A 20,747-nucleotide genomic window follows, 5' to 3' on the forward strand; every position below is an offset into this window, starting at 1 on the left:
TTGGTAAGCTGGCGGTTCTTTCTTTTGCCAAATGGCATTAAAGTGAATGCCATCTGTCATCAGGCCGGGAGATGATCATGACCGCCGCCGCCAAGAAAACCGCCACCGTGAAACCTTCGGCCGAGGCTGAGAAGGCCAAGGGCAGTGCGCCCAAGGCCATCGCCAAGGTCGAACCCCGCAAGCCCTCCGCCAGCCGCATCCGCGGCCCCAAGGCCAACCTGCTGCGCGAAGAGGCGGCGGTCTATGCGCTGCCTTCGCCCATGGTGCGCGGGCTGCTGCCGGGCACTGACGCCGATGACCCGATGGCGGTGTTCAGGGCCACCCAGCTGGGGTTCTCCCTGGGCGCGGTGATCGAGCTGGTGGAGTCGGTCGAGGCCTTCAAGCGCTACAACGTGCTGGCGAAGATCGTTGGGTTTTCCGAGCGCACCCTGGCGCGGCGCCTGAAGAACCAGGACCAGGCCCTGACCCCCGAACAGAGCGCCCGCGCCTTGCACTACGCGCAAGTGCTGGAAAAGGCCGAGGCGGTGCTGGGCTCCCGGGCGCTGGCCGAAGACTGGATGACCCAGCCGGCGCTGGGCCTGGATGGCGAAGTCCCCATCGACCTGCTGGCCAACCCGGTGGGCTATGAACTGGTGACGGACTTTCTGCACCGGCTCGAGTTCGGGGTCTACTGATGCTCACCGACCCCCTGGCCTCGGCCCTGCATTTCTGGCGCCTCGACCAGGCCCGGCATGCCTCGACCTGGAACAGCGGCATTGGCGCCGAAGGCAGCGGCGGGCGCTGGAACCCCAAGGGGGTGCAAGTGGTGTACGCCAGCCTGGACGCCTCGACCGCCATCCTGGAAGTGGCGGTGCACAAGGGCTTCAAGGCCCTCGACTGCCTGCCCCACACCCTGACCGCGGCCCGGGTGCTGGACCCGTCGCGGGTCCACACCGTCCGCCCCGAAGACATCCCCAACCCCAACTGGCTGATCCCCGGCACCCCCAGCCACAGCCAACAAGCCTTCGGCGCCAGCCTGCTGGAGCAGCACGCCTTCGTGCTGATCCCCTCCAGCGTGTCGCGCCATAGCTGGAACCTGCTGATCAACCCCTTGCTGGCCACGGGGTTGTATGAGCTGGTGTTGCAGGAGCGCTTTGCGCTGGATGGGCGGTTGAGTCCGCCGGAGCATGTCGTGTAGCGCAGCAGTGCGAGCAATTTCAGAATCTTCCTACACCCCGGCTGTCGCCACTTAGCGTAACGTTCCGTTGCCAACTGCAACCAAACTTGCCCCCATCCTGATGGGGGCTTTTTTATGGACGATGTGGAAGTGGACACGGATGAGCGGCTATGTACCCAACGCCCCGAAGGGCTATCGCAATAGAGGCGTGGAGCCTGTCGATATCGGTGAACAGCGTTGGGCCGAATACAAAGACCTGCCAGCTAAACCAGAGGCAAAACCTGGTTCTGTTGGCTGTGTCTTCGCCAAGTCCTGCACCTTGCCCAATGGGGTGATAAACCACAGCAACCCCGGTGGTTTTGTGCCCGTCGAGTCGTTGAAACAGTACGGCACCTTTGCGGTATTGAGCACCGGCTCGCCGATAGCCGCAGGCGCTGCTCCACTGCAATGGATTGGTGGTTCAGCGAGTGCTTCAGCCCTCGCAGCCCGACTGGGAGGCAGCCTGGCCTTGGCGGGCTCCACGGCTGTGGGCTTCGCCGCGTTATTGCTGCCTGACGATACGTCGGCCGACAGCGCCTTCTATACCTCCGAGCAATACGCGCAGTTGAGCCAAGGGAACACCCGTGTACGGGTCAACGTAAAACACCTGCCGGATGGCTCTGTGAGCGTGTATGGGTTCTATACCGGGACCAAGGCAGAGTGGCAGCAGGTGCCTGTCATCGAAGCGAAAGTGCGGGGCGACCAACTGGTAGCGGACATTGGGAATGGACTAGAGGTCATATGGACCCCGGCAGCTGACCCAAAGGCTGTGCTAGGAATCCCTGCCTTGGAAGGTGTTTCGTTGAAGCCTGGGGTATGGGTGTACCCGCCGACCGAACAGGCCGATAAGATACTGGTCAACCCGGAACATCCGCCTGACTACCGGGATGCGATTATCTGGTTTCCTGACAAGCCCCAGATTGCTCCGATCTACCTATCGATAAGCGCCAAGGGCGGCGGAGACCTTAAGTACCACAAACCTCCAAAAGAACTTGCTGCTTTTCCAGACGCTAAACCAGCAAAGGATAAAAAACCTGTCCAAGGAGGCGGCGGCATGCGACGACGCTGGAAGGATCGTAAAGGCCGTATTTACGAATGGGACAGCCAGCACGGAAGAGTTGAAATTTTCAACTCGCAAGGAACCATACATTTTGGTGAGTTCGACCCTGAAACAGGCGAGCAAACCAAACCTGCCAAAGCCGGTAGAACAACCCCAAAATAGAGAGGCTATCAGCATGTTTTTATGGATTAGCGGTTTTTTGCCAGGCGATAACGAAGACGACTCACTGAAGTACGAGCTCAATGTACCTCACGAGTTTGAACGAAAAGTCCTGGATACTCTTGGATGGACAGACTTGGAAAACAGCCCCGAGGGCGATTGGCTGCTTAACACGATGCAGGTACAGCAGATTGCAAAGATTATTGGCAAATCTCTTCCAGCAGACTTGGATTTGTTCATCGGCGTAACTGCGTAGAGCGGGTGAATCATGTCTGGACGAACAGCAGAAAAATAGGAGTGCTTTATATATCTGTGTATCACCGGCTTTTTGCCAGACAGTTTCAGCGACACCTCATTGAAATACGAGCTGGACGTAGCGCCTGAATTCGAATAGCAGATCGTAGCTCTGCTGGGCCATAAAAGCCTCAACGCAATGGCAAGCGGGGAGTGGTTGTTGACGGTGGAGCAGGCTCGGCAGATCGCTGTTTTGATCAAAGAACCCATTCCTGATGATCTGGATATTTTTATTGGGGTTGAAGCGTCCCTGTTGGGTCGATAGTTCAGGAAACATCGATGAGTGGGGCACTCGGTACGGTGCGGGTGAGGATGACAAAAAGGCAGGGAGTTCGACTCTGCAGCGACGGAATGAACGAGGCCAGCAGACCCTTATGTTTTTATGTATCGCAGGCTTTTTCCCCGATGGTCACGAAAATGAATTTGTGCAATTTGAACTGGACGTAGCACCGGAATTCAATCAGACCGTGCTTGATCTGGTCGGCTGGGGCTCCCTCGAAGAGGGCGTGAGACATGGCGTTATGGAGTTAACCTCAGCACAAGTCAGGCAGATTGAGAATGTGCTTGGAAAACCCATACCGAGTGATCTGGATATCTGTATTAGCGTTTTTGCCTAGAAATTGGGATGCGGCCTATGCACCTGTACCTCACCGGCTTTTTACCCGATGGCTTTGATGGCACGTCATTAAAATATGAGCTGGGCGTCGCTCCAGAATTTGAACAGAAGGTCATGGACATCTTGGGCTGGGAAAGCCTAGCCGCTGAGGCTGATGGTGAGTTGCCACTGACCAAGGAGCAGGTCAGTCAGATAACCGTAGCCATCAAGGAGTCCTTACCCGATCACCTCGATTTATTTATTGGTGTCGTCGCGTAGCGCCATTGTTGGGGCGATAGCTCAGGAACGTTTATGAGTAGGACGCTCTGCGCAGGGAAGAACCACACTCAAATGAAGAGGCGTTTTATGTACTTGCGCATCACAGGCTTTCTACCTGACGAAGCTAACGACGACTCATTGCAGTACAAGCTGAAAGTCTCATCTGAGTTTGAACAGGCCGTAATGGAAATATTGGGTTGGCAGAGCTTGGCGGCCGAAGCCGATGGCGAGTTGCCGCTCACCAAGGAGCAGGTCAGACAGATAGCCGCAGCCATCAAAGAATCCTTACCCGATCACCTCGATTTGTTTATTGGTGTGGTGGCTTAGCTCCACCCATCATCCGTGATCCCTGTCGACCCATTGAAGGGCGAAATCAGGAAGTTCTGATCGTTCTTCTCGTCCCCTACGATTAGCAAAGGTTTTTAGTACGGAGGTTTGGGAAAGCTCTGATATTTACGACTTTTCTGCATTGATAGGGTCGGTGCCTGAATTTTTCAGACACTCAGGATGTACTCATGGCCTATGTCATCAGGGAAGGAGACCCGACCACGACCGGTGGAAAGGTTATCGCAGGTTCGTCAACGACCATCGTTGAGTACCGCAAAGTTGCACGCATTACCGACCCGGTGTGGTGCCCGGTGTGCCAGTCGGTGGGGTATATCGCGGAGGGCCATGACACATGGCTGGATAACCAACAGGCTATCGCGGTAGAAGGGTGCGCCGTTCAGTGTGGCTGCCCTGTAGGTTCTAACCGTCTTGTCGCCACTCAATATTCTGTCCTCTCGGATAATCAGCCAGCGGTCCCTGTTCCCGCCGCCTTGGTGCCGCAAGTTGTGGCGAATACCCAGCAATGGGCCGAAGCGATCAGGCGGGGCTATCCGCAAAACGAATTCGCCGATTCGCTGCCGCGTGATCAGGTGAAGGGGCTGGAGCCCATAAGCGAAACGGCTCTGTCAGAGCCCGCTCAGTTGTTGCAACAAAGCGTAGAGCCGGGCTTCTATATCGTTCAGTCCCCGATGAGCCGTGCAGCCCTCGAAGTGGTGCTTTTCGGTCGGCCCGACGCGGCCCTCCTGGAGAAGTTTCGTCGGCTCAACCCCCAACTGACGGACACCGCCAAACCCGGCCAGATGGTGGTCCTCAGCCATCCTGAAAACCAACAGTGCAGCCGTGAAGAAGCACTGCTGATGGACGCAGCGCAAAAGGTCAGCGCCGCGCTGGACACCCTCACGGCCGAGGAGGCGGCCTTTATGGTCCAGTACCGGCAGCAGATCGAGTCCGTGCTGTCTTATGGCTCAACCAACCTTGGGGTCGCGACCGCTGCCGCGGGCAACCATCTGGACGGCATTAAAAGAACCTTGCAGGCTATCGAATCCCTCCACCAAACCTACTTCCTGCGGGATGGGCATCTACGCAGCGTCCAGTTCTTCGCCGAACGGCGGACGCTGCTCGCCCGGCTGGACGCAAACCTCACCGCCATCACGAAAATGAGCATCGCCTTTCCCGACCACCCGGACCTGAAAACCGCCCTGGGGATTTCCAGCCGCAGCCTGGTCCATCATTGGACCAAAGCGGGAGCAGTGGGGCAGATACCGGGGTATGCAACGCATATCGAGGGCGTGTCGAAGGCTTCCACGGTGCTCAAGTATGGGGGGTGGATTGGGACGGCTTTGGGCGGTGGCGCGTCTTATGTGAAGGTTCAGGATGTTTGTTCTGCGGGGAATAAAGAGGCTTGCGAGAAGGTGAAGTTTACTGAGGTGGGGAGTTTTGTTGGTGGGGTGTTCGGAGGGGCAATTGCCAGCCCGGTTTTAACCCAGGCTATGACTTCCATCTGTGCTGCAGTTGCTGTTCCTACAGGGGGGATGGGCGGTGTTGTCTGTGGCTTGGTGGTGGTTGGAGCGGGGAGCTATTTGGCAGGGAAGGGCGGAGGGGCCTTTGGAGAGCTCCTCGGAGAAAATATTTATGAGGTCGGGCAATGAGTAAGTTAAGTACGGCGGAGTACGTGCTTACCTTTTTGGGTGTGGCCACGTTTTTGGGCGGGGGAATTACTGCTGGGGTGTATTTCTATCTGAGCTGCACCCGAATGGATGAAATTTTGGGGTATGTAAAAAACTGCAAGGTAGTAAATAATCAAAGGTATTATCTTTATATGGGCGCTTGGGGGCGCTTTTTAATGATAGGGATGATTTCGGGTGCCTTGGCATACTCTAGCTATCAAATTAGAAAAGGACTGATGGATGCTGGCGATGTAGCTAATTTTCCTGAGCCGCTCAAGCGGAGACTGATTGTAATGTTTAACATGCAGTTAGTATTCCTGGTCTGTCTAATAGTTGAGTTTGTTGTTCTGAAGTTGATCAGACCGTGATAAGTGGCGTTATGAGGTTTTCAATTGGGCCTGCTTAACCTGGCGGCAGTTGTGCTTGCATTCACATTTGCCGGAATACTTGTTGGTGCCTTTGCCCTGATGGGTGTTTTTCTGTATGTCGGGTATTCACGTATGGAGGAAATGCTGGGCCATCTTGAGAATTGCCAAGCAATACAGCAAAGAAGGTTTCTTATGCACGTCGGGCCGTGGGGGACAGTCATGCTCACGGCGTCGATTGCGGGAATCATGACATTTCCCGGAATCTATCTTCGTCACGGCGGAGTCAGTCAGGCGGACTTGGACGCTTTTCCATCGCCCCTGAAGCGCAAGCTGGTCCTGTTGCATATCGTGAATATTGCGTTGGCCGTGGGTGGTTTTTTGGTCGGCGGAGCAATGGTTGTGTGTTGGAACTATGTAAAAAAAGGCGGACTTTAAGGCCCCGAGGTTCGGACATAAACTGCCACGCCTTTGTCGTTGCCCCGTATCGAGCCCAGAGCTAGCCTTTGATCGTCGCTGCAAACGCAGTGATCGGGCTTGGTAACCCGTTTTGATACAGGCGCAACGATATGGAGTTCAATCATGTGCGCCGACAAGTCGTCCGCAGATCGCGGCTTTTCTAATCTCCTTTTCCTGCTCAATTACGTCTGCTTCCCAAGAGCAAATGGCGGTGCACTATGAGCACCTCCACCCCTGTCAAAACCCTCGGCTTCGTCACCTTCGGTCTTTGCGGCGACGGCGAGCAAACCCTGTTTCGCGTCAACGCTGACGTGCCTCTGCACCAAGCCCTGGAGCATGCTTCGACCCTGCTGTACTACGCCAAGAAACTCGCCCTGGATGCCGCCATGGAAGAGCAGGGCGAACGTTACGCCTGGGCCGCGCACTTTCTGGCGGAGATGGGCAAGGCGGTGATCGATGATGTGGGGTTGGGGCTGAGGGAAGAGGAGGTGTTGCAGGCTTAACAGGTAGGGGGATGTTGGGCAGGGCGTCGTTTCTGGGGGGCAGGGAAGCGGCGTCGATTTCCCAAAGTCTGGTTCGACTATCTTTCAGGGAATGAAGCCGATGGATCGCAATGATCGTCGGCGTTCCCTTCGGCCGGGCTATCCAGGAGCTGTTCTCGCAGCCGTTCGATTTGCTGCTGGGGCGTCGTATCGGTCGGGAGCTGCCCGGGGACGTAGCGATGACAAAGAGCAACTATGCTAGGTCTGATGCCGAAATTGATTGAGCAGATCGGGCTTTGCGTCCTTACGTCGTGTAAAAGCAATGGGAATGGGATCGATCCGCTTGGGTTGAATTGACCGTCGCTGCCTCTCAAGGTCGGTCTGTTGGAGGTCTGAAGTTGCGAATCGCTTTTCTGGTGAACCGAGACGTGGAGAGCAACCTCACTCTCAACTTCCTGTTGCCCGAGATTCACGAGAGCACAGTGGGGATCTTCCTCTCGGAGAAAGTGGGAACGGGCAGCAAGGTACCCCGCATGCTCGGACAACTCGCATTGATCGAGCAGGACTTCTTCAATGCCTTGGCTCCGGGGTTGATCGGATCGAGCGACCAGGTCGGCAGCGGGCATCGATTCGGTTTTGCAGAACTGCAGCAACGCTTTGGGGTGCCTGTGCGGGTATTGCCCAGCTTGCGGGAACCGCAGGGCCTGCAAATGCTGCGGGAGGCGGGAGCAGATCTGTTTGTCTCAATCCGCTTTGGTCAAATCCTCTCCAATGACGCGTTGGTCATTCCGTCACGCGGCGTCCTCAACCTTCACTCTGGCCTCTTGCCTCACTATCGAGGCGTTCTCGCGACGTTCCGGGCGCTGCTCAATGGTGACCCGGAGATCGGCTGTACGCTCCATTGGATAGACAGTCCCGGCATTGATGTGGGTCGCATCATTGAGACGGCGCGGGTGGCGGTCGAAAAGGAGCGCTCCTTGCTGTGGCACATCCTTGCACTTTATCAACCAGGCGCGGGCCTCATCCTGGACGCAATCAGACGCCTGGAGCGCGGCGAGTCCATGACGGGGGCGCCTCAGGATCCATCGGCAGGGGCCTACTACTCCTTTCCCAGCGAAGATGACCTGATGCGCTTCACCACACTGGGGTGGCGGCTCTTCGATCGCGAGGACGTCTGGGATCTTTTCGAGTCGTACGGCTTTCCGTTGCGCACGCGCACGCTTTGAGCGTTGAACGAAGGAAGAGGTTCACCGGGCTGGCGAGGCATTGATCTGGCGTTTTTCCAGCGTTGAATCTGACCGTCTCGCGTGAGCGGCTGCATGGCTGTGTTTCCAGTTGCGACCCTGGCCGGATAGGCCGACTCCTCGATACCCCGCGCAGAGCGCAGCCCGTCCTGAGTGACCGCACTCCAGATATTTCCAAGACGACGGGGTTAGACATAAACTGCCACGCCTTTGTCGTTGCCCTGTATAGAGCCCGAGACTAGCCTTTTGATCGTCGCTGCAAACGCAGTGATCGGGTTTGGTCGCCCGACTTTGATACAGGCGCAACGATATGGAGTTCAATCATGCGCGCTGGCAAAACACTTGCAGATCGCTGTTTTTCTAATCTCCTTTCCCTGCCCAATTACTCCCGCTTTCCAAGAGCAAAGGGAGGTGGGCTATGAGCATCTCGACCTCTGTCAAAACCCTCGGCTTCGTCACCTTCGGCCCTTGCGGCGATGCCGATCAAACCCTGTTTCGCGTCAACGCCGACGTGCCTCTGCACCAAGCCCTGGAGCACGCGTCGATCCTGCTGTACTACGCCAAGAAGCTCGCCCTCGATGCCGCCATGGAAGAGCAGGGCGAACGTTACGCCTGGGCCGCGCACTTTCTGGCGGAGATGGGCAAGGCGGTGATCGATGATGTGGGATTGGGCTTGAGGGAAGAGGAGGTGCTGAAGGTTTAGTGGAGGGATGATGTTGCAGAGCGCCGTTTCTGGGTGGCAGGGAAGCGGCGTTTTTTAGGGTGGTTACCCCGCATCGCACTGTCGATTTCCCAGAGTCTGGTTCGACTATCTTTCAGGGAACGAAGCCGATGGGTCGCAATGAGCGTCGGCGCCCCCTACCTGAGCACTTTTACGCGGACGAACCAGGAGAAGACCATGCGCAAGCTAATCGTTGCCGCTTTCATGAGCCTGGATGGCGTTATCCAGGCGCCCGGCGGGCCTGAAGAAGATACCAGCGGCGAATTCCGCTTCGGCGGCTGGATAGTGCCCTACGCCGACGAAGCCTTCGGCCAGGCCATGCAGGAGCTGTTCTCGCAGCCGTTCGACTTGCTGCTGGGGCGGCGCACCTACGACATATTTGCCGGGTATTGGCCGCACATACAGGCCGGCTCAAACAACAGCGCCATCGCCGACCTGTTCAACCGCGTGCCCAAGCATGTGGCCACCCATAGTCCCGAGACGCTTGATTGGCACAACAGCCATGCGCTGCAAGGAAACCTTGCCGACGCCATACATACCCTCAAGCAGCAGGACGGTGCCCACTTGTTGACCCAGGGCAGTGGCGAACTGGTGCGCCAACTGCTTACGGCCGGATTGGTGGATGAGTTGCGGCTGATGATCTTTCCTATCGTATTGGGACGCGGCAAGCGGTTGTTTGATGATCATGCACAAGCGTCGGCCTTCACGTTGGTGAAGTCGACCAGTACGACTGGCGGGGTGCTGATTACCCGTTACGTTCATAGTGGCGAGGTACGTACAGGAACGTTTGAAGAATAGAAAGCCAGTGCTTTAGCCGACAGTTACTTCCGGTACCTGGGGGAGTAGAGGTTCCTAGGTGTTCGTTTAGGGGGAAGCGATCGGTTGTAAGTGATTGCTAACGGCCAAAAGCAGCCTGTGGACAAACTAGTGGCAAATCGGTAGCGTCGACCTGCTGTGCTGAATCTCTACTGCCCACAGATATTCTTTTGAGAAGCAAGAATGAGCAAGCCAGGTGATGACCTTGAAAAGATTGTAGAGATAATTGAGCGCTCTATCTCACCTACAGCACGAATAGAACAAAACGTATTTCTTCCGGTGTTGACTTCAACACAAGGCCACACTGCTCAGTGTGACATTGTGATAAGAAATGGATCGCCTCCCAGAGAGACACTTACAATTGTCGAAGTACAAGATCGCAACTCTAAAGTCGACATTAATACCTTCCGTGGCTGGCTAGGAAAAATTGAAGATGTTGGAGCCCAACATCTTATATGTGTTTCTAGGAAGGACTTTGCTTCCAGTATCAAGGAGAAAGCTGGACAATCCGGCTCAAAAATATTTCTTGTCACATTAAAGGATCTGTCACCGGAAAAAATCCCCTTGGATTTTATAAAATTCATCTTTCAGTATCAACATATAAGCATCAAGCACATTCGAAGTATGAGGTCATATGTTGGGCCAGGCCAAATTGCAAAGCTAGGGCTAAAATCACTACAATATGAGCTTGGAGACAAAATATGGTCTCTTGATAAAATAAACATGATTTCATTATTGGAGATATGCAGGGCTTCAATTAAAAACAACCAGAACTTACTTATTAGCCAGTCGACCATCAAACATGGTGTGGGAAATGTATCGTTTAGCATTGTCGGCGAAGATACTATTTACTGTTATCACAATGATGATTTTGTACGTATCGGTCTGGATTGCGAGTTTGAATGGGAATCCGAGCACACCGAAATCCCAATGTCTGTCGCCTCCTACGAGCAAGATCAGCATGGCGCATTGGCGTGGCTTTTTGAGGTGGCGCATAACAGTGAAAGCGGCCCGATCTCAATCAAGCTCCCTGTCATTAAGCTAGATAACGGTAACTATGAAATCCTCGACAGCATCATAAATTCTCAATTTGAATACACCTTCGAAATAATACCGAAATCCAGCAATTAGCAAGCATTCATAACAAGCGGTTCAAGTCGTTCGATACACTCACTCGGAACGGACTAAAGCCCGCTCCCTCTACCTAACTGTTATGTATCTTAAAACATGAAAAATCTTGAAAATCTCCTTGAACGAATTGATCGAATTACAGCACCTGTACGGCAGATAACTAAGCACCTAAACATGGCCATGCCTCCGTATATTCAAAGGCACAACGAGGTCATGCGATCCGCCGTCAAACACATCTCCACGGCTTACCAACCATTATTTGAGCAAGTTAATACCACTTTCGCAAAAGTGGTAGAAGCCGCGCAGCTCTGGCAAGAGGCAAGGAAAGAAGATGTAACAGTGATGGCAGATAACGGCTGGTATCCAAACTGGTTTACTTTCTTCTACGCACCCGAAACAGAACCAAGCTCAATCGATGAGCTAATGAGTATGCACTTAAATAAAAACTGGGAAGACATAACACAAAAAATACTGGAGCTCTGCCAAAATCGCACGCACATATTAGAAACCGCTTTTGATCTGCATAAGTCGGGAAACTACATAGCTTCTATACCGCTATTTCTTGCTCAGGCCGACGGAATTTGCTGCGAGTCACTGAAAAGCTTTCTATTTGCCAAGAATGAAACAGAGGAGAGAATAAAAGATCTAATCGATAACGGGCAGATCGAAATAAACATGCTCACAAATATATTTCTTGAGCCATTCAAGCTAAAAAATCACCACAACGCAGGAATATCGAAGACCACCGCCCAAGCTAAAAACAAAGCCCCAAATAGAAATGGCATACTTCATGGTCACCGAAAACACTTGGACTACGGCACAGAAATAAATTCGCTGAAATGTTTTTCTTTATTAAGTTTTATTACATATTCAACCAAAGAGATCATAAGGAGCACATAATAAGCGCTTCAAGTCGTTCACTTTGCTCATTGGGGGCGCGCTAGAGCCGGTCAGCACAAATGTTATGAATGCCTGCAAAGGGTCGGTTTCAGCCGGTCGTGGAAGGCAGAAATCGGTTGTGGATTCAACCGGTCGATGCAACACAACTAAATTCTGTGTAAGCAGAAGGAGTGTTGCAGATGAAGCAGAGACCTCGGATCTATTACACCGAAAGCCAGAAAAAACTGATGTGGGATCACTGGCAGAAAGGCGACTCTCTCCAGCACATAGCCCAACTATTTGATCGAAACCATTCATCGATACAGCGCATCTTGGCGGAAACAGGCGGTATCAGACCCGCTGTACGCCGCAGGTCCAGATTGGCGCTGACGTTGGCTGAGCGCGAAGAGATTTCGCGTGCAGTGGTGGCAGGTAACTCGATCCGTTCCATGGCCGCGCTGCTAGGGCGAGCAGCCTCTACGATCAGTCGTGAGATCAAACGCAACGGTGGCCAAGGATGCTACCGGGCTAATCAAGCTGATCAGGCTGCCTGGGATCGTGCGCATCGACCTAAGGTCTGCAAACTTGTTGAGAACCGAACGGTGGCGCAAATTGTTGCAGACAAGCTTCAATTGCAGTGGTCACCGGAACAAATTGCCGGTTGGTTGAAGCGTACCTACCCGGACGATACGAGCTATCAGGTGTCACACGAGACGATCTATCGCACACTCTTCATACAGGCTCGCGGGGCTCTGAAGAAAGAGTTGCTTGAGCATTTACGGCGCACGCGGGCCATGCGTCGCTCGCGCCATCACACGCAGAAGAAAGAAAATCACGGTCGAATCACTGACGCGGTATCGATCCGCGAACGCCCGGCCGCGGCTAAGGATCGGGCGGTGCCAGGTCACTGGGAAGGCGACCTGCTGTGCGGTAGCAGGAACAGCCAAATTGCCACTCTTGTTGAGCGTCATACCCGCTACGTAATGCTGGTGAAATTGGACGGTAAGGATAGCGAGACGGTCATCAGCGCCCTGATCGAAAGCGCCCGCAACTTACCCCAAGAACTCTACAAATCGCTGACGTGGGATCGCGGAAAAGAGATGGCTGACCATAAGCGCTTTACGGTGGCTACCGACATCAAGGTCTACTTCTGCGATCCTCATCGTCCTTGGCAACGGGGATCGAATGAGAACACCAACGGGTTGTTAAGGCAGTACTTCCCGAAAGGAACCGACCTTGCGGATCACTCGCAAGCCACGCTCAATGAAGTCGCAAGGCAGCTAAATAGCCGCCCTCGGAAAACACTAGACTACGAAACACCCGCTGAACGATTTAGCCAATCTGTTGCGTCGACCGGTTGAATCCACAGTCAAAAGCCGTCATTGCCCACCTAATACTATATACAACTAGATCCGCAACGGCGGCTGTAGCGGTTCGAATATGCCACTTACTACTGCCTCGATCTTAGGCGCTTCATTTTTCAACGCTTAGCTGGGGGGTGAATGCTCGGTATATTACGCACTCGACCTTTGCCCCATACAAAGCATTTAGCCGGGTCTGTTTGTCCTGCTGAACATCCAGTGCAGTTGTTATGTGGGTTCGAAAGCGCTCAACAATGTCGTTTCGCTGACTTGCCTGACCGCGGCCATTCAAACCAAGGGATTCATAGTTCTTCCCAGCAAATCCGGCTGCCCCGCCAAAGCCACTAAATGCCCCTATCCAGCCAGCATTTGCTGAGGCATTTGCTGCGGTCAGGCCGGGGGCGACTACTGATCCAGCTAGGAGTCCACCCATAGACAGCCAAAATGCCTTTCTTGCGCCGTCCGTAGAGTCGGCTTCCATCCCGGAGAGAATAGGAGAACAAAACTCTAGGGCTTGGTTCAGCTTTTCCTCGAACAGTCGACGGAACTCGTCGTTATCTAATGGTGCTGGTTCACCGCCTTCAGCTTTGACCGCGTCTACAAGGAGAACTGGCTTCTCGGGGGGGGACGTGCAGGCAGCAAGAGAGGAAACGAAAACAAGTACATATAGTCGGCTAGGAGTCATCGCAACGTCCCTGAATTTTGGGCAATGCTTTGGGTTTAGCAAAGTATTGGCAAATTGCTAGCACATATCGCTCTGTGCAGATGGCACTGACGCTTTTGCGTGGTGATCAGTTACCTGTAACTTTAAAACGGTGCACAAAGTTGGCTGAGCCGTCCCTAACGCAGGAACCGATTAGGGCCCTGCGTTAGGGAACTTGTCTTCCCCTAGCACGCCGAACCAATGGATGGCACCAACCGACGTTGCTTTCCAGCCTGCGGCTCGAATGGCCTGGTAGTCCCTGTTAAAACGGGCGCAGTTCGTTTCTGATGCCGAGCCACTGTACAAGGCCTGGCCGGCAGGATAGACACGCCCTCCGTTGCACAGATTGATCAGCCCTCCGCCTTCGATGTTGTCCCTGTGGTAGGCGCGGGCTTCCACTTGGCACGCGATAGTTAATAGGAAAACGATCGTCGATAAAGTGCGTCCCAGTCGTGTGCTCATGAATTCTCCATGGAATGTGTCGTAGTCCATAGGAATAGTCGGCATTGCCCTCCATGGCAAATCACCCTGTGGCAGTCCCGCAGTTATGATTTTTCCGGAGTTCAAGATGCCCATTGCATGTCAGGAGAGTGGCCGAGGATGAAGATAGCTGCGCTAGTAATTGAGACTGGCTAGGATGGCTCGTACTCCCATAATCGATTTTGCGTGCGCCACGCACACTATCTCCTCATCACTATCACCTCCGCCTGTGTCCCATCTAGCCTGTGTGCGACCAGAGCGCGCTTACTGCGGGCCTACCACCTGGCTGGGGAATAGTGCCCAGCAGAACAGTAATTTTCTGACTATGATCCTGAAGTGACCATTGGCCTTATAGAGCGCGCTCCTGATATACCTACAGAGAGGTATCCAAAATGCACCTGCTACACGCCACTGCATTGAGTCTGCTCACCAGTGCTGCAAGTGCTGCAGACCTACCTGATGTGCTCTCTGGCCGGGGGATCTGGTGGGACAATGCATCTGAGCTCGCCATGCTGTCGCGCTTAGATGACGCATCTATTAGGCGCGTCCATATCATGCTCACTCATGCGCCGGCGGCTGGGACCTGCGCGAATCCCGCAAAAGCCGAGGTAATAGGTGACGTTAAGTCTCAGTTGGCCTTGGCGAAGAAACTTTCAGATAGGTCCAAGGTGGTGATTAGCACGGTCTATCTGCCGCCAACCAAGGACGCCGTAAACTCCCTGTTTGATCCCAAGGAAGGACCTGTGAGGGCGATGGCCAAGCAGGGGATCGTTTCCGCGTTTGAACTAGACCTCGAAGGCGGATGGAAAAAACACCCACCTTGCGGGTACAAGTCACATGTGGAAGCCTTCGATGACTTCAAGGCCAGAGCCAACGCCTTAGGCTTTGAAGTGGGTATAACCACACATGCAAGCCACTTGAACGATCCAAAAATTCCTTTGTCCAAGGCCGCCTTTGTCAGCCTTCAGGCCTACAGCAAATGCACCGCGAAAGAGTGCAAGGCCTTTGATGACCGCAAGTATGGGTCTGGGAACCGGCAGAAAGCCTCTTTTGCTCGTTTGAAGGGATATGGCGGGCCAGTAATCCTGGGGTTGGCGGCATACGGCCAGTTGTGGGAGGGAACGAGCCATACGAGGAAGGAGGCCATGACGCTCGCGTTGTCCGCGGTGAAGGCGCTTCAGGTGCAGCACCCTAAGCTGTACGGTTACTCTTACTGGTCGGTAAAGTTCGTCGACGGGGGCAAAGACAACATCCCGAGCGCGTATGACTTCCTACGTGATAACAAAGAGAAGTAGGCCAGTGAGCACCTTTTCTGGACACATTTCTGATTTTTTAACGATGATGTTTGCCAACGGTAAATGTCATTTCTTTGGCAATACAGACGACTTTATTTCGGTCGGGTTCAGAATGTGTCGTCCCGGCTGTTGAAACGATCTGCAATGTCCATAATTGACCGCTTTCCGTCCATCGAGAAAGTCGACTTTGGGTCGTGAACCGTCCTTCTCCAAGGGCAAAAATCGGCCAGAAGCCGACATCGGCAAGCGATCGCTGACGGCCAGTAGCGGCCTCTCGCGAACTCATGCAATGCATCGAATGTAGCTGTTCGTCAATGGCTGCTAACGTCCCTTCGCGGAGATTCGTGGAATGACTGGTGTTAGACAGAAGCCCTCAATAGCCTGCTGACCCCCTTCCGCCCTGATACTAACGACTGCCACTGCCTATAGACCCCTACAGAGGGCCGTCCAGTAGCATGTGGCTATCAGCGCGAATTCGGATAAGCTGACTCCACCTTGAATCGTGGAGGATTTGAATGTGGGTGAGCAGGAGCAAAAGGGAACCCAACCCGTGATGGACGTGGCGACCGTAGATGACTTTGAGCACGTCAATCTTTCTTCCATCCTTACCATGACGAACAGCCTCCACTTCCATACATTGCAGGATGTATTTCAAAGGGCGGCTCAAGCTGCCAAAGAGTTGGGAGATGGCGCTGCCGGACGCGCTTACAGTGTGCTTGCGGTGATTTGCAGTTACCACTTCAAACCCAATAGGACTGACGCGTTCAGTCCTCAAATGATCATGGATGGTCGGAGAACACTGATACCGAGTGACTACATAGGTGAGCAGCAGGACGCCTTAACGCAAGTGGTTGACCATATCGACCATCCATTGCTTCGTGCACGAATCGCAGACAGTTGCTGGTACACGAATAAAAAGCTTCACAGAATGGCAGAGATTGCTTCGACCTCGTACCTCGATGCCGTGAATCTGTTCTTTACTGGAGATCTGCTGTACCAATACGAGTCAGATTTCGAAGTCCCCTCAAAGGTTGTTGATCTTATTGAGCGAGCGTTTGCGATATACGCGTCAATCGGAAAGAGAAAGGCTATTCCGGATTATGCACAAGAGACGTTCGCTAAAGCCTATGAGATTACTAAAGAAAAATTAAATTTAATTTCTTTCTATAGACTTTCCTCCCTAGGTCAGAGCTTCGGCTTGTTTGGCTGGAGAGATGTAGCCAAGGATGCAGAGTCAATGGCTAACGCTACCAAGGACAAACAGTACGCGGAAGCAGTGAAAAAAATTTGGCTACAGGCCGCTTATGCATATTCCAAAATAGGTGAAAAAGAAGCCTCAGCCAAGTGCAAGGTAACCGCTGTTGACCAGACACTAAGGATGAGAGATGCAGTCGACTCAAATATGGCTAAGGCGTCATGGACAAGAGAAGCGATTGGCGAGCTCAGATCTATTGGTGGAATGAATCAGCGAATCAATGAGCTAAAGGTAGAGTTACAGCAATTTGAGGAAGACTCGCTATCGGAACTGGGTGAGTTCAGCATCCCCTTAGACCTAACTGACGCACGACAGGCAACGATTGATGATTTCGAGGGTCTGGAAGTTCACGAAATGCTGTACCAATTTGCATTTGCTTCGAGGCCGCCAGAGAAAATTGCGCTACATAAAAACTGCCTTCAAAAGAAAAATAAATACTTTCTATCTTCAAGCATGGGGAAAAGTTATTCAGACCAGCAAGGAAAGATGATTGCTCAATCTCCATCAGCTGGTTTCGGAGACAAGCCTTCTGAAGAGTGGTTTGATCATGAAGCCCTCATAGAAGTTGGGTTTCACTATCATGTTGAAACCGAAGCCTTCATTAAGCCTTCATGCATTACTATGACCCAGTACGAGTGCATCGACGAGAGACATTTGGAGCCACTCGTTTCACACAGCGCTTTTGTACCACCAGGGCACGAAGCAATTTTTGCACTAGGCTTCGCTCGAATGATTCAAGGAGATATGGTTTCTGCTGTTCATGCTCTTATTCCTCAATTGGAAAATTCTCTCCGATACGTGCTTACTAACCGAGGTGCCAGAACAGCAAAGCTCAATGTTGATCTTACACAGGAAGACCAGTCTCTCAGTCAAATGTACTCGAACCGTAAAGATGAATTAGAGCAGGCATTTGGCAAGGACATAACATACATTTTCCATCTGCTTTTCAACCTAAAAGGCGGGCCTATGCTGAGGCACGAGATGGCTCACGGCAAACTCACTGCAAGTAACTGCTACAGCGCCCCATGTATCTATGCATGCTGGCTAATATTTCACATCACTTGCAGCCCTGTTGTGAAAATTTGGAAAACTCACATTCAGCCGGCAATCCAAGAAGTAGCTCATTAAAAATGACAGGCCCCGGCTACGAAAAAGGGGGCTGATTTATTTCTCAACATGGTTGTAAAACAATATGAGTAATGATGGATTTGCAGAGTTGGCTGCCCAATCAGCAAAGGTCAAAAATGAGAACCTGCAATTACTGCAAGGATTAAGAGTTTTCGAGCAAAAAATTCTGGATTTAGTAGGCGGTCTTGGGGTTGGAGGAAACAGCGAAACCGTCGCGTTTGACCAAATCCTAGATCTTGAAGGCGACCCCATTGGTCATACAGCCTGCTACCTAGCATTCAATAGCCAAGAGCTAATGATTGGTTGGAGGGAAGTGCCTCGTCCAAGCGATGATGATTACTGGCATCTCTGCTCATTGGAGAAAGCGGGCACAGATATGCAGCGGCGTTTAAGTGATCAAAATGTTCTGAATTCACTCGTTGCTGACATTGGGAAAAATCTCGAAAGAGAGTTCAAAAAAACTACGTCAGTGGTCCAGTCGCTTAGCCAGTTTTTGACTATTGAGAAGGCTGAAATTGATTCGGATCTCGATGCCATGTTTAGCCGTAATTCAATGCTGCTGGATTCTTGGTTGAAGGCTCGAAATACGGTGCTCACTGACCCTGAGCAGTCGATAACGTTGAGTTGCTCCCACATTGAGACGGTATTGAAAGGTTGCCTCAAATCGCTACGTGCGACCGAGTACGAGACTCTCCCAATTGAAAAGCTAATTAGAAAGACTTTGGGCATACTGAAAGCTGAAAATACTCTCGACTCCGTGACTGCGGAAATGATCCAGGGCGCGATTACAATCAGTAAATCTATTGGTGAAACTCGAAATTTCAAAAGTTCATCGCACGGAAAAAGCGAAGGGTATATACCGCCTTCAACTGATCTTGCTCAACTCGCAAACCATCTTGCTGGAGTCGTATCTGTCTACGTGATGAAGCAAACGGCCATCGTACAGGCTCGATGATGTGATCGTTTTCCGTCTGTTGCTACTTACATGCAGAAGGGAATCGACTTTGGACCAACCGCACATCTAGGCTGAACGTTCAGTATTGGCCGAAAGCCGCCTGCCATGAGCGGTTCCTTTCGGCCAAAAGCACACACTCAAACCTCTACCAAACTAGTAACGATTCAAAATCAGCTTTAATCCGCCCCCACCTCGAACGTCTGCCCCCCCTTCGTCGACTGAATCACCCATTCCCCACTCACCCGAAACGACTTCGCTGAGGCATAGGTGTCTTCCATAAACTGGAAATAAACAATTTTCCCGTCGATGACTTTGGCAAGAATCGAGAACGGCGAGGTAAAGCGATGGCCCACGCCGACCGAGGTGTAGGTGAAGCTGCCGAAGACCGCGACTTTTTCGCCTTCGCCGAAGATATCGGTGACCGAGAAGTCGTTGATGTCCCAGTAGGTGCCGACGTTGGAGAAGGTGTCGACGTAGATCTGTCGGCCTTTGCGGGTGCCGGCCCAGGGTTCGATCTGTTGCAGTTCGGGGTTGTCGAAGTTCAGCGAGACATAGGTGGCGTCTTCGCTGACCAGTTGGGCGGCGGCGTGTGCGACGCTGTCCTTGGCGGTGTTGGCCAGGAAGGCGCTGACGACGTCGATCGGGGCTTTGGTTTTTTGTGCTTTTTCGATTGCGGCGAGATTGGCCATTTTATTGCCTGCTCAATGAAGTGTTTCAGGGGTGAATTGAAGTTCTTGCTGTGTCGCTTCCTGGAGTCTAGGACGCGGATTTATGGCGCTTGTCGACTCAAGGTTGGTGGGGCAGTTGAAGCAGAGCGCGGATACCCGGGCAGCCAGCAAGCCACCCGGATACCCGGCTCTTGATTTCTACAAACCAAACAATCTTCGCGCATTCCCCCGCCCAATCTTCTCCCTATCGTTCTCACTGATCAGCGCCTGATCAAACCAGTTGCTCGCCGTGGCCATGCTTTCATACGGGTAGTCCGCCGAGAACAGCACACGATCGACGCCGATTTCGCTGATGGCATCCAGCAGGCCCTTGGTGTGGAAGTGGCCGGCGGTGGTCAGGTAGAAGTTGTGGCTGAAGTAGTGGCTGACCGGTTTTTTCGCGTTGCCCAGGCCTTCGCCTTCGCGTTGCATGTGCAGGCGGTGTTCCAGGCGCGGCAGCATCAGCGGCAGGCCTTCGGCGAGGTGGCCGAGGATGAGGGTCAGGTTGGGGAAACGGTCGAACAGGCCACTGAGCATCAGGCGGATCGCGTGGGTCGCGGTTTCATGGGCGAAGCCCCAGGCCGAGCCGACCAGCGATGGGTAACCCTCGTAGATCCGCCGTTGGCTTGGCAGCGGTTCTCGCGGGTGCAGGTAGACCGGCACGTTGAGCGCCGCGACCCGCTCCCAGAATTCCCATACCGGCGGTTCGTCCAGGTACTGCGCGGTATCGGCGTTGCCGATGTTGGTGTAGCCGTTGATCAGTGCCCCCACCATGCCGTAATCCTTTACCGCACGTTCCAGTTCGTCCGCCGCGGCCCTGGGCGATTGCAGGGCCACCGTGGCGAAGGCCTTGAAGCGTTGCGGGTGGCGGGCGACGAACTGCTCGGTGATCTGCTCGTTGGTGCGTTGCGCGAAGGCGATGGCCTGGCGCGGATCGAGCAGCGACTGGGCGCCGGGGGAGGTGAGGGACAGGATGGCGAGGTCGATGCCATTGCGGTCCATATCGGCGATGCGCTGGTCGCTGTCCAGCAGGCGTTTTTCCACATCCGCCATATAGGTCCGGCCATTGCGCGTGGCTTCGCCGGAAGCATCCCACAGGCTGTTGTTCAGCTCGGTGCTGACGTGTTCCTCGAGTACGATTTTGCCTTTCATGCTGATGTAGCCTCTTTAAGGATAAACAGGTACGTAGC

The 20,747-nt window shown here is 53.3% G+C and carries 24 protein-coding genes and 1 pseudogene; 21 read left to right on the forward strand and 4 right to left on the reverse strand.

Annotation, left to right across the window (positions count from 1 at the left end; genetic code table 11):
- Positions 1 to 77 precede the first annotated feature (77 nt).
- The 18 genes and pseudogenes from AC07VU_RS21580 to AC07VU_RS21665 all read left to right on the forward strand — a co-directional run bounded on the left by AC07VU_RS21580 (position 78) and on the right by AC07VU_RS21665 (position 13,034).
- Complete coding sequence (locus AC07VU_RS21580) at positions 78 to 674, forward strand: Xre family toxin-antitoxin system antitoxin (RefSeq protein WP_087087677.1); 597 nt, start codon at positions 78 to 80, stop codon at positions 672 to 674.
- A complete protein-coding gene (locus tag AC07VU_RS21585) occupies positions 674 to 1,177 on the forward strand; it encodes an RES family NAD+ phosphorylase (RefSeq protein WP_495030439.1) in 504 nt (167 codons plus the stop codon). Before AC07VU_RS21580 ends, AC07VU_RS21585 begins: the two co-directional genes overlap by 1 nt.
- A 139-nt stretch (positions 1,178 to 1,316) precedes the next feature.
- Complete coding sequence (locus tag AC07VU_RS21590) at positions 1,317 to 2,417, forward strand: colicin E3/pyocin S6 family cytotoxin (protein WP_495030440.1); 1,101 nt, start codon at positions 1,317 to 1,319, stop codon at positions 2,415 to 2,417.
- 13 nt (positions 2,418 to 2,430) lie between these two features.
- Positions 2,431 to 2,670, forward strand: coding sequence for a pyocin S6 family toxin immunity protein (locus AC07VU_RS21595; RefSeq protein WP_495030441.1), 240 nt, complete (start codon positions 2,431 to 2,433; stop codon positions 2,668 to 2,670).
- 99 nt (positions 2,671 to 2,769) lie between these two features.
- Positions 2,770 to 2,973 (forward strand): annotated as a pseudogene (locus AC07VU_RS21600) (pyocin S6 family toxin immunity protein).
- Positions 2,924 to 3,325: a pyocin S6 family toxin immunity protein gene (locus AC07VU_RS21605; protein WP_274306599.1), complete on the forward strand. Its 402-nt coding sequence runs from the start codon at positions 2,924 to 2,926 to the stop codon at positions 3,323 to 3,325. The pseudogene AC07VU_RS21600 and the gene AC07VU_RS21605 overlap by 50 nt, the downstream one beginning before the upstream one ends.
- Positions 3,326 to 3,342: 17 nt before the next feature.
- On the forward strand, positions 3,343 to 3,582 hold the full coding sequence (locus AC07VU_RS21610; protein WP_274306600.1) for a pyocin S6 family toxin immunity protein: 240 nt from the start codon (positions 3,343 to 3,345) through the stop codon (positions 3,580 to 3,582).
- A gap of 87 nt (positions 3,583 to 3,669) precedes the next feature.
- Entirely contained in the window at positions 3,670 to 3,909 is a 240-nt protein-coding gene (locus AC07VU_RS21615) for a pyocin S6 family toxin immunity protein (RefSeq protein ID WP_274306601.1), read from the forward strand.
- A 188-nt stretch (positions 3,910 to 4,097) separates the two neighbouring features.
- Positions 4,098 to 5,558, forward strand: a complete 1,461-nt coding sequence (locus tag AC07VU_RS21620; protein WP_277588594.1) for a PAAR domain-containing protein — start codon at positions 4,098 to 4,100, stop codon at positions 5,556 to 5,558.
- On the forward strand, positions 5,555 to 5,944 hold the full coding sequence (locus tag AC07VU_RS21625) for a hypothetical protein (RefSeq protein ID WP_274306603.1): 390 nt from the start codon (positions 5,555 to 5,557) through the stop codon (positions 5,942 to 5,944). Before AC07VU_RS21620 ends, AC07VU_RS21625 begins: the two co-directional genes overlap by 4 nt.
- Positions 5,945 to 5,968: 24 nt before the next feature.
- Positions 5,969 to 6,379: a hypothetical protein gene (locus tag AC07VU_RS21630; RefSeq protein WP_495030442.1), complete on the forward strand. Its 411-nt coding sequence runs from the start codon at positions 5,969 to 5,971 to the stop codon at positions 6,377 to 6,379.
- A 239-nt stretch (positions 6,380 to 6,618) separates the two neighbouring features.
- Positions 6,619 to 6,903 (forward strand): DUF3077 domain-containing protein, encoded by a 285-nt coding sequence (locus AC07VU_RS21635; RefSeq protein ID WP_150050710.1) that lies wholly within the window; start codon positions 6,619 to 6,621, stop codon positions 6,901 to 6,903.
- Between the two features lie 407 nt (positions 6,904 to 7,310).
- A complete protein-coding gene (locus AC07VU_RS21640; protein ID WP_495030443.1) occupies positions 7,311 to 8,108 on the forward strand; it encodes a formyl transferase in 798 nt (265 codons plus the stop codon).
- Between the two features lie 436 nt (positions 8,109 to 8,544).
- Positions 8,545 to 8,829 carry a DUF3077 domain-containing protein gene (locus AC07VU_RS21645; RefSeq protein WP_495030444.1) on the forward strand — a complete coding sequence of 95 codons (285 nt, stop codon included), beginning with the start codon at positions 8,545 to 8,547 and terminating at the stop codon, positions 8,827 to 8,829.
- 195 nt (positions 8,830 to 9,024) lie between these two features.
- Positions 9,025 to 9,645 carry a dihydrofolate reductase family protein gene (locus AC07VU_RS21650; protein WP_495030445.1) on the forward strand — a complete coding sequence of 207 codons (621 nt, stop codon included), beginning with the start codon at positions 9,025 to 9,027 and terminating at the stop codon, positions 9,643 to 9,645.
- 201 nt (positions 9,646 to 9,846) lie between these two features.
- On the forward strand, positions 9,847 to 10,794 hold the full coding sequence (locus AC07VU_RS21655; RefSeq protein WP_495030446.1) for a hypothetical protein: 948 nt from the start codon (positions 9,847 to 9,849) through the stop codon (positions 10,792 to 10,794).
- A 96-nt stretch (positions 10,795 to 10,890) separates the two neighbouring features.
- Positions 10,891 to 11,694, forward strand: a complete 804-nt coding sequence (locus AC07VU_RS21660) for a hypothetical protein (protein WP_495030447.1) — start codon at positions 10,891 to 10,893, stop codon at positions 11,692 to 11,694.
- Between the two features lie 179 nt (positions 11,695 to 11,873).
- The gene (locus AC07VU_RS21665) at positions 11,874 to 13,034 is read left to right on the forward strand and encodes an IS30 family transposase (RefSeq protein ID WP_092422781.1); all 1,161 of its coding nucleotides are present in this window, start codon (positions 11,874 to 11,876) and stop codon (positions 13,032 to 13,034) included.
- Between the two features lie 112 nt (positions 13,035 to 13,146).
- On the opposite strand, the gene AC07VU_RS21670 is transcribed toward AC07VU_RS21665, so the two are convergent.
- Together AC07VU_RS21670 and AC07VU_RS21675 are read right to left on the reverse strand one after the other, a co-directional pair.
- Positions 13,147 to 13,719: a hypothetical protein gene (locus AC07VU_RS21670; RefSeq protein ID WP_495030448.1), complete on the reverse strand. Its 573-nt coding sequence runs from the start codon at positions 13,717 to 13,719 to the stop codon at positions 13,147 to 13,149.
- A 171-nt stretch (positions 13,720 to 13,890) separates the two neighbouring features.
- Entirely contained in the window at positions 13,891 to 14,199 is a 309-nt protein-coding gene (locus AC07VU_RS21675) for a hypothetical protein (RefSeq protein WP_495030449.1), read from the reverse strand.
- Positions 14,200 to 14,609: 410 nt separating this feature from the next.
- On the opposite strand from AC07VU_RS21675, the gene AC07VU_RS21680 reads away from it, so the two are divergent.
- From AC07VU_RS21680 to AC07VU_RS21690, 3 genes are all read left to right on the forward strand, one after another.
- Positions 14,610 to 15,512, forward strand: coding sequence for a hypothetical protein (locus AC07VU_RS21680; protein WP_495030450.1), 903 nt, complete (start codon positions 14,610 to 14,612; stop codon positions 15,510 to 15,512).
- A gap of 517 nt (positions 15,513 to 16,029) precedes the next feature.
- Positions 16,030 to 17,895 (forward strand): DUF7380 domain-containing protein, encoded by a 1,866-nt coding sequence (locus AC07VU_RS21685; protein WP_495030451.1) that lies wholly within the window; start codon positions 16,030 to 16,032, stop codon positions 17,893 to 17,895.
- Between the two features lie 64 nt (positions 17,896 to 17,959).
- Positions 17,960 to 18,850: an abortive infection family protein gene (locus tag AC07VU_RS21690; protein ID WP_495030452.1), complete on the forward strand. Its 891-nt coding sequence runs from the start codon at positions 17,960 to 17,962 to the stop codon at positions 18,848 to 18,850.
- A 176-nt stretch (positions 18,851 to 19,026) separates the two neighbouring features.
- Here the strand turns inward: AC07VU_RS21690 and AC07VU_RS21695 are convergent, their stop codons facing one another.
- Both AC07VU_RS21695 and AC07VU_RS21700 read right to left on the reverse strand, forming a co-directional pair.
- Positions 19,027 to 19,539 carry a nuclear transport factor 2 family protein gene (locus AC07VU_RS21695; RefSeq protein WP_495030453.1) on the reverse strand — a complete coding sequence of 171 codons (513 nt, stop codon included), beginning with the start codon at positions 19,537 to 19,539 and terminating at the stop codon, positions 19,027 to 19,029.
- Between the two features lie 177 nt (positions 19,540 to 19,716).
- Positions 19,717 to 20,709: an amidohydrolase family protein gene (locus AC07VU_RS21700; protein ID WP_495030454.1), complete on the reverse strand. Its 993-nt coding sequence runs from the start codon at positions 20,707 to 20,709 to the stop codon at positions 19,717 to 19,719.
- Positions 20,710 to 20,747: the final 38 nt, after the last annotated feature.

It is taken from the genome of Pseudomonas sp. GW821-FHT02B10, assembly GCF_059421865.1.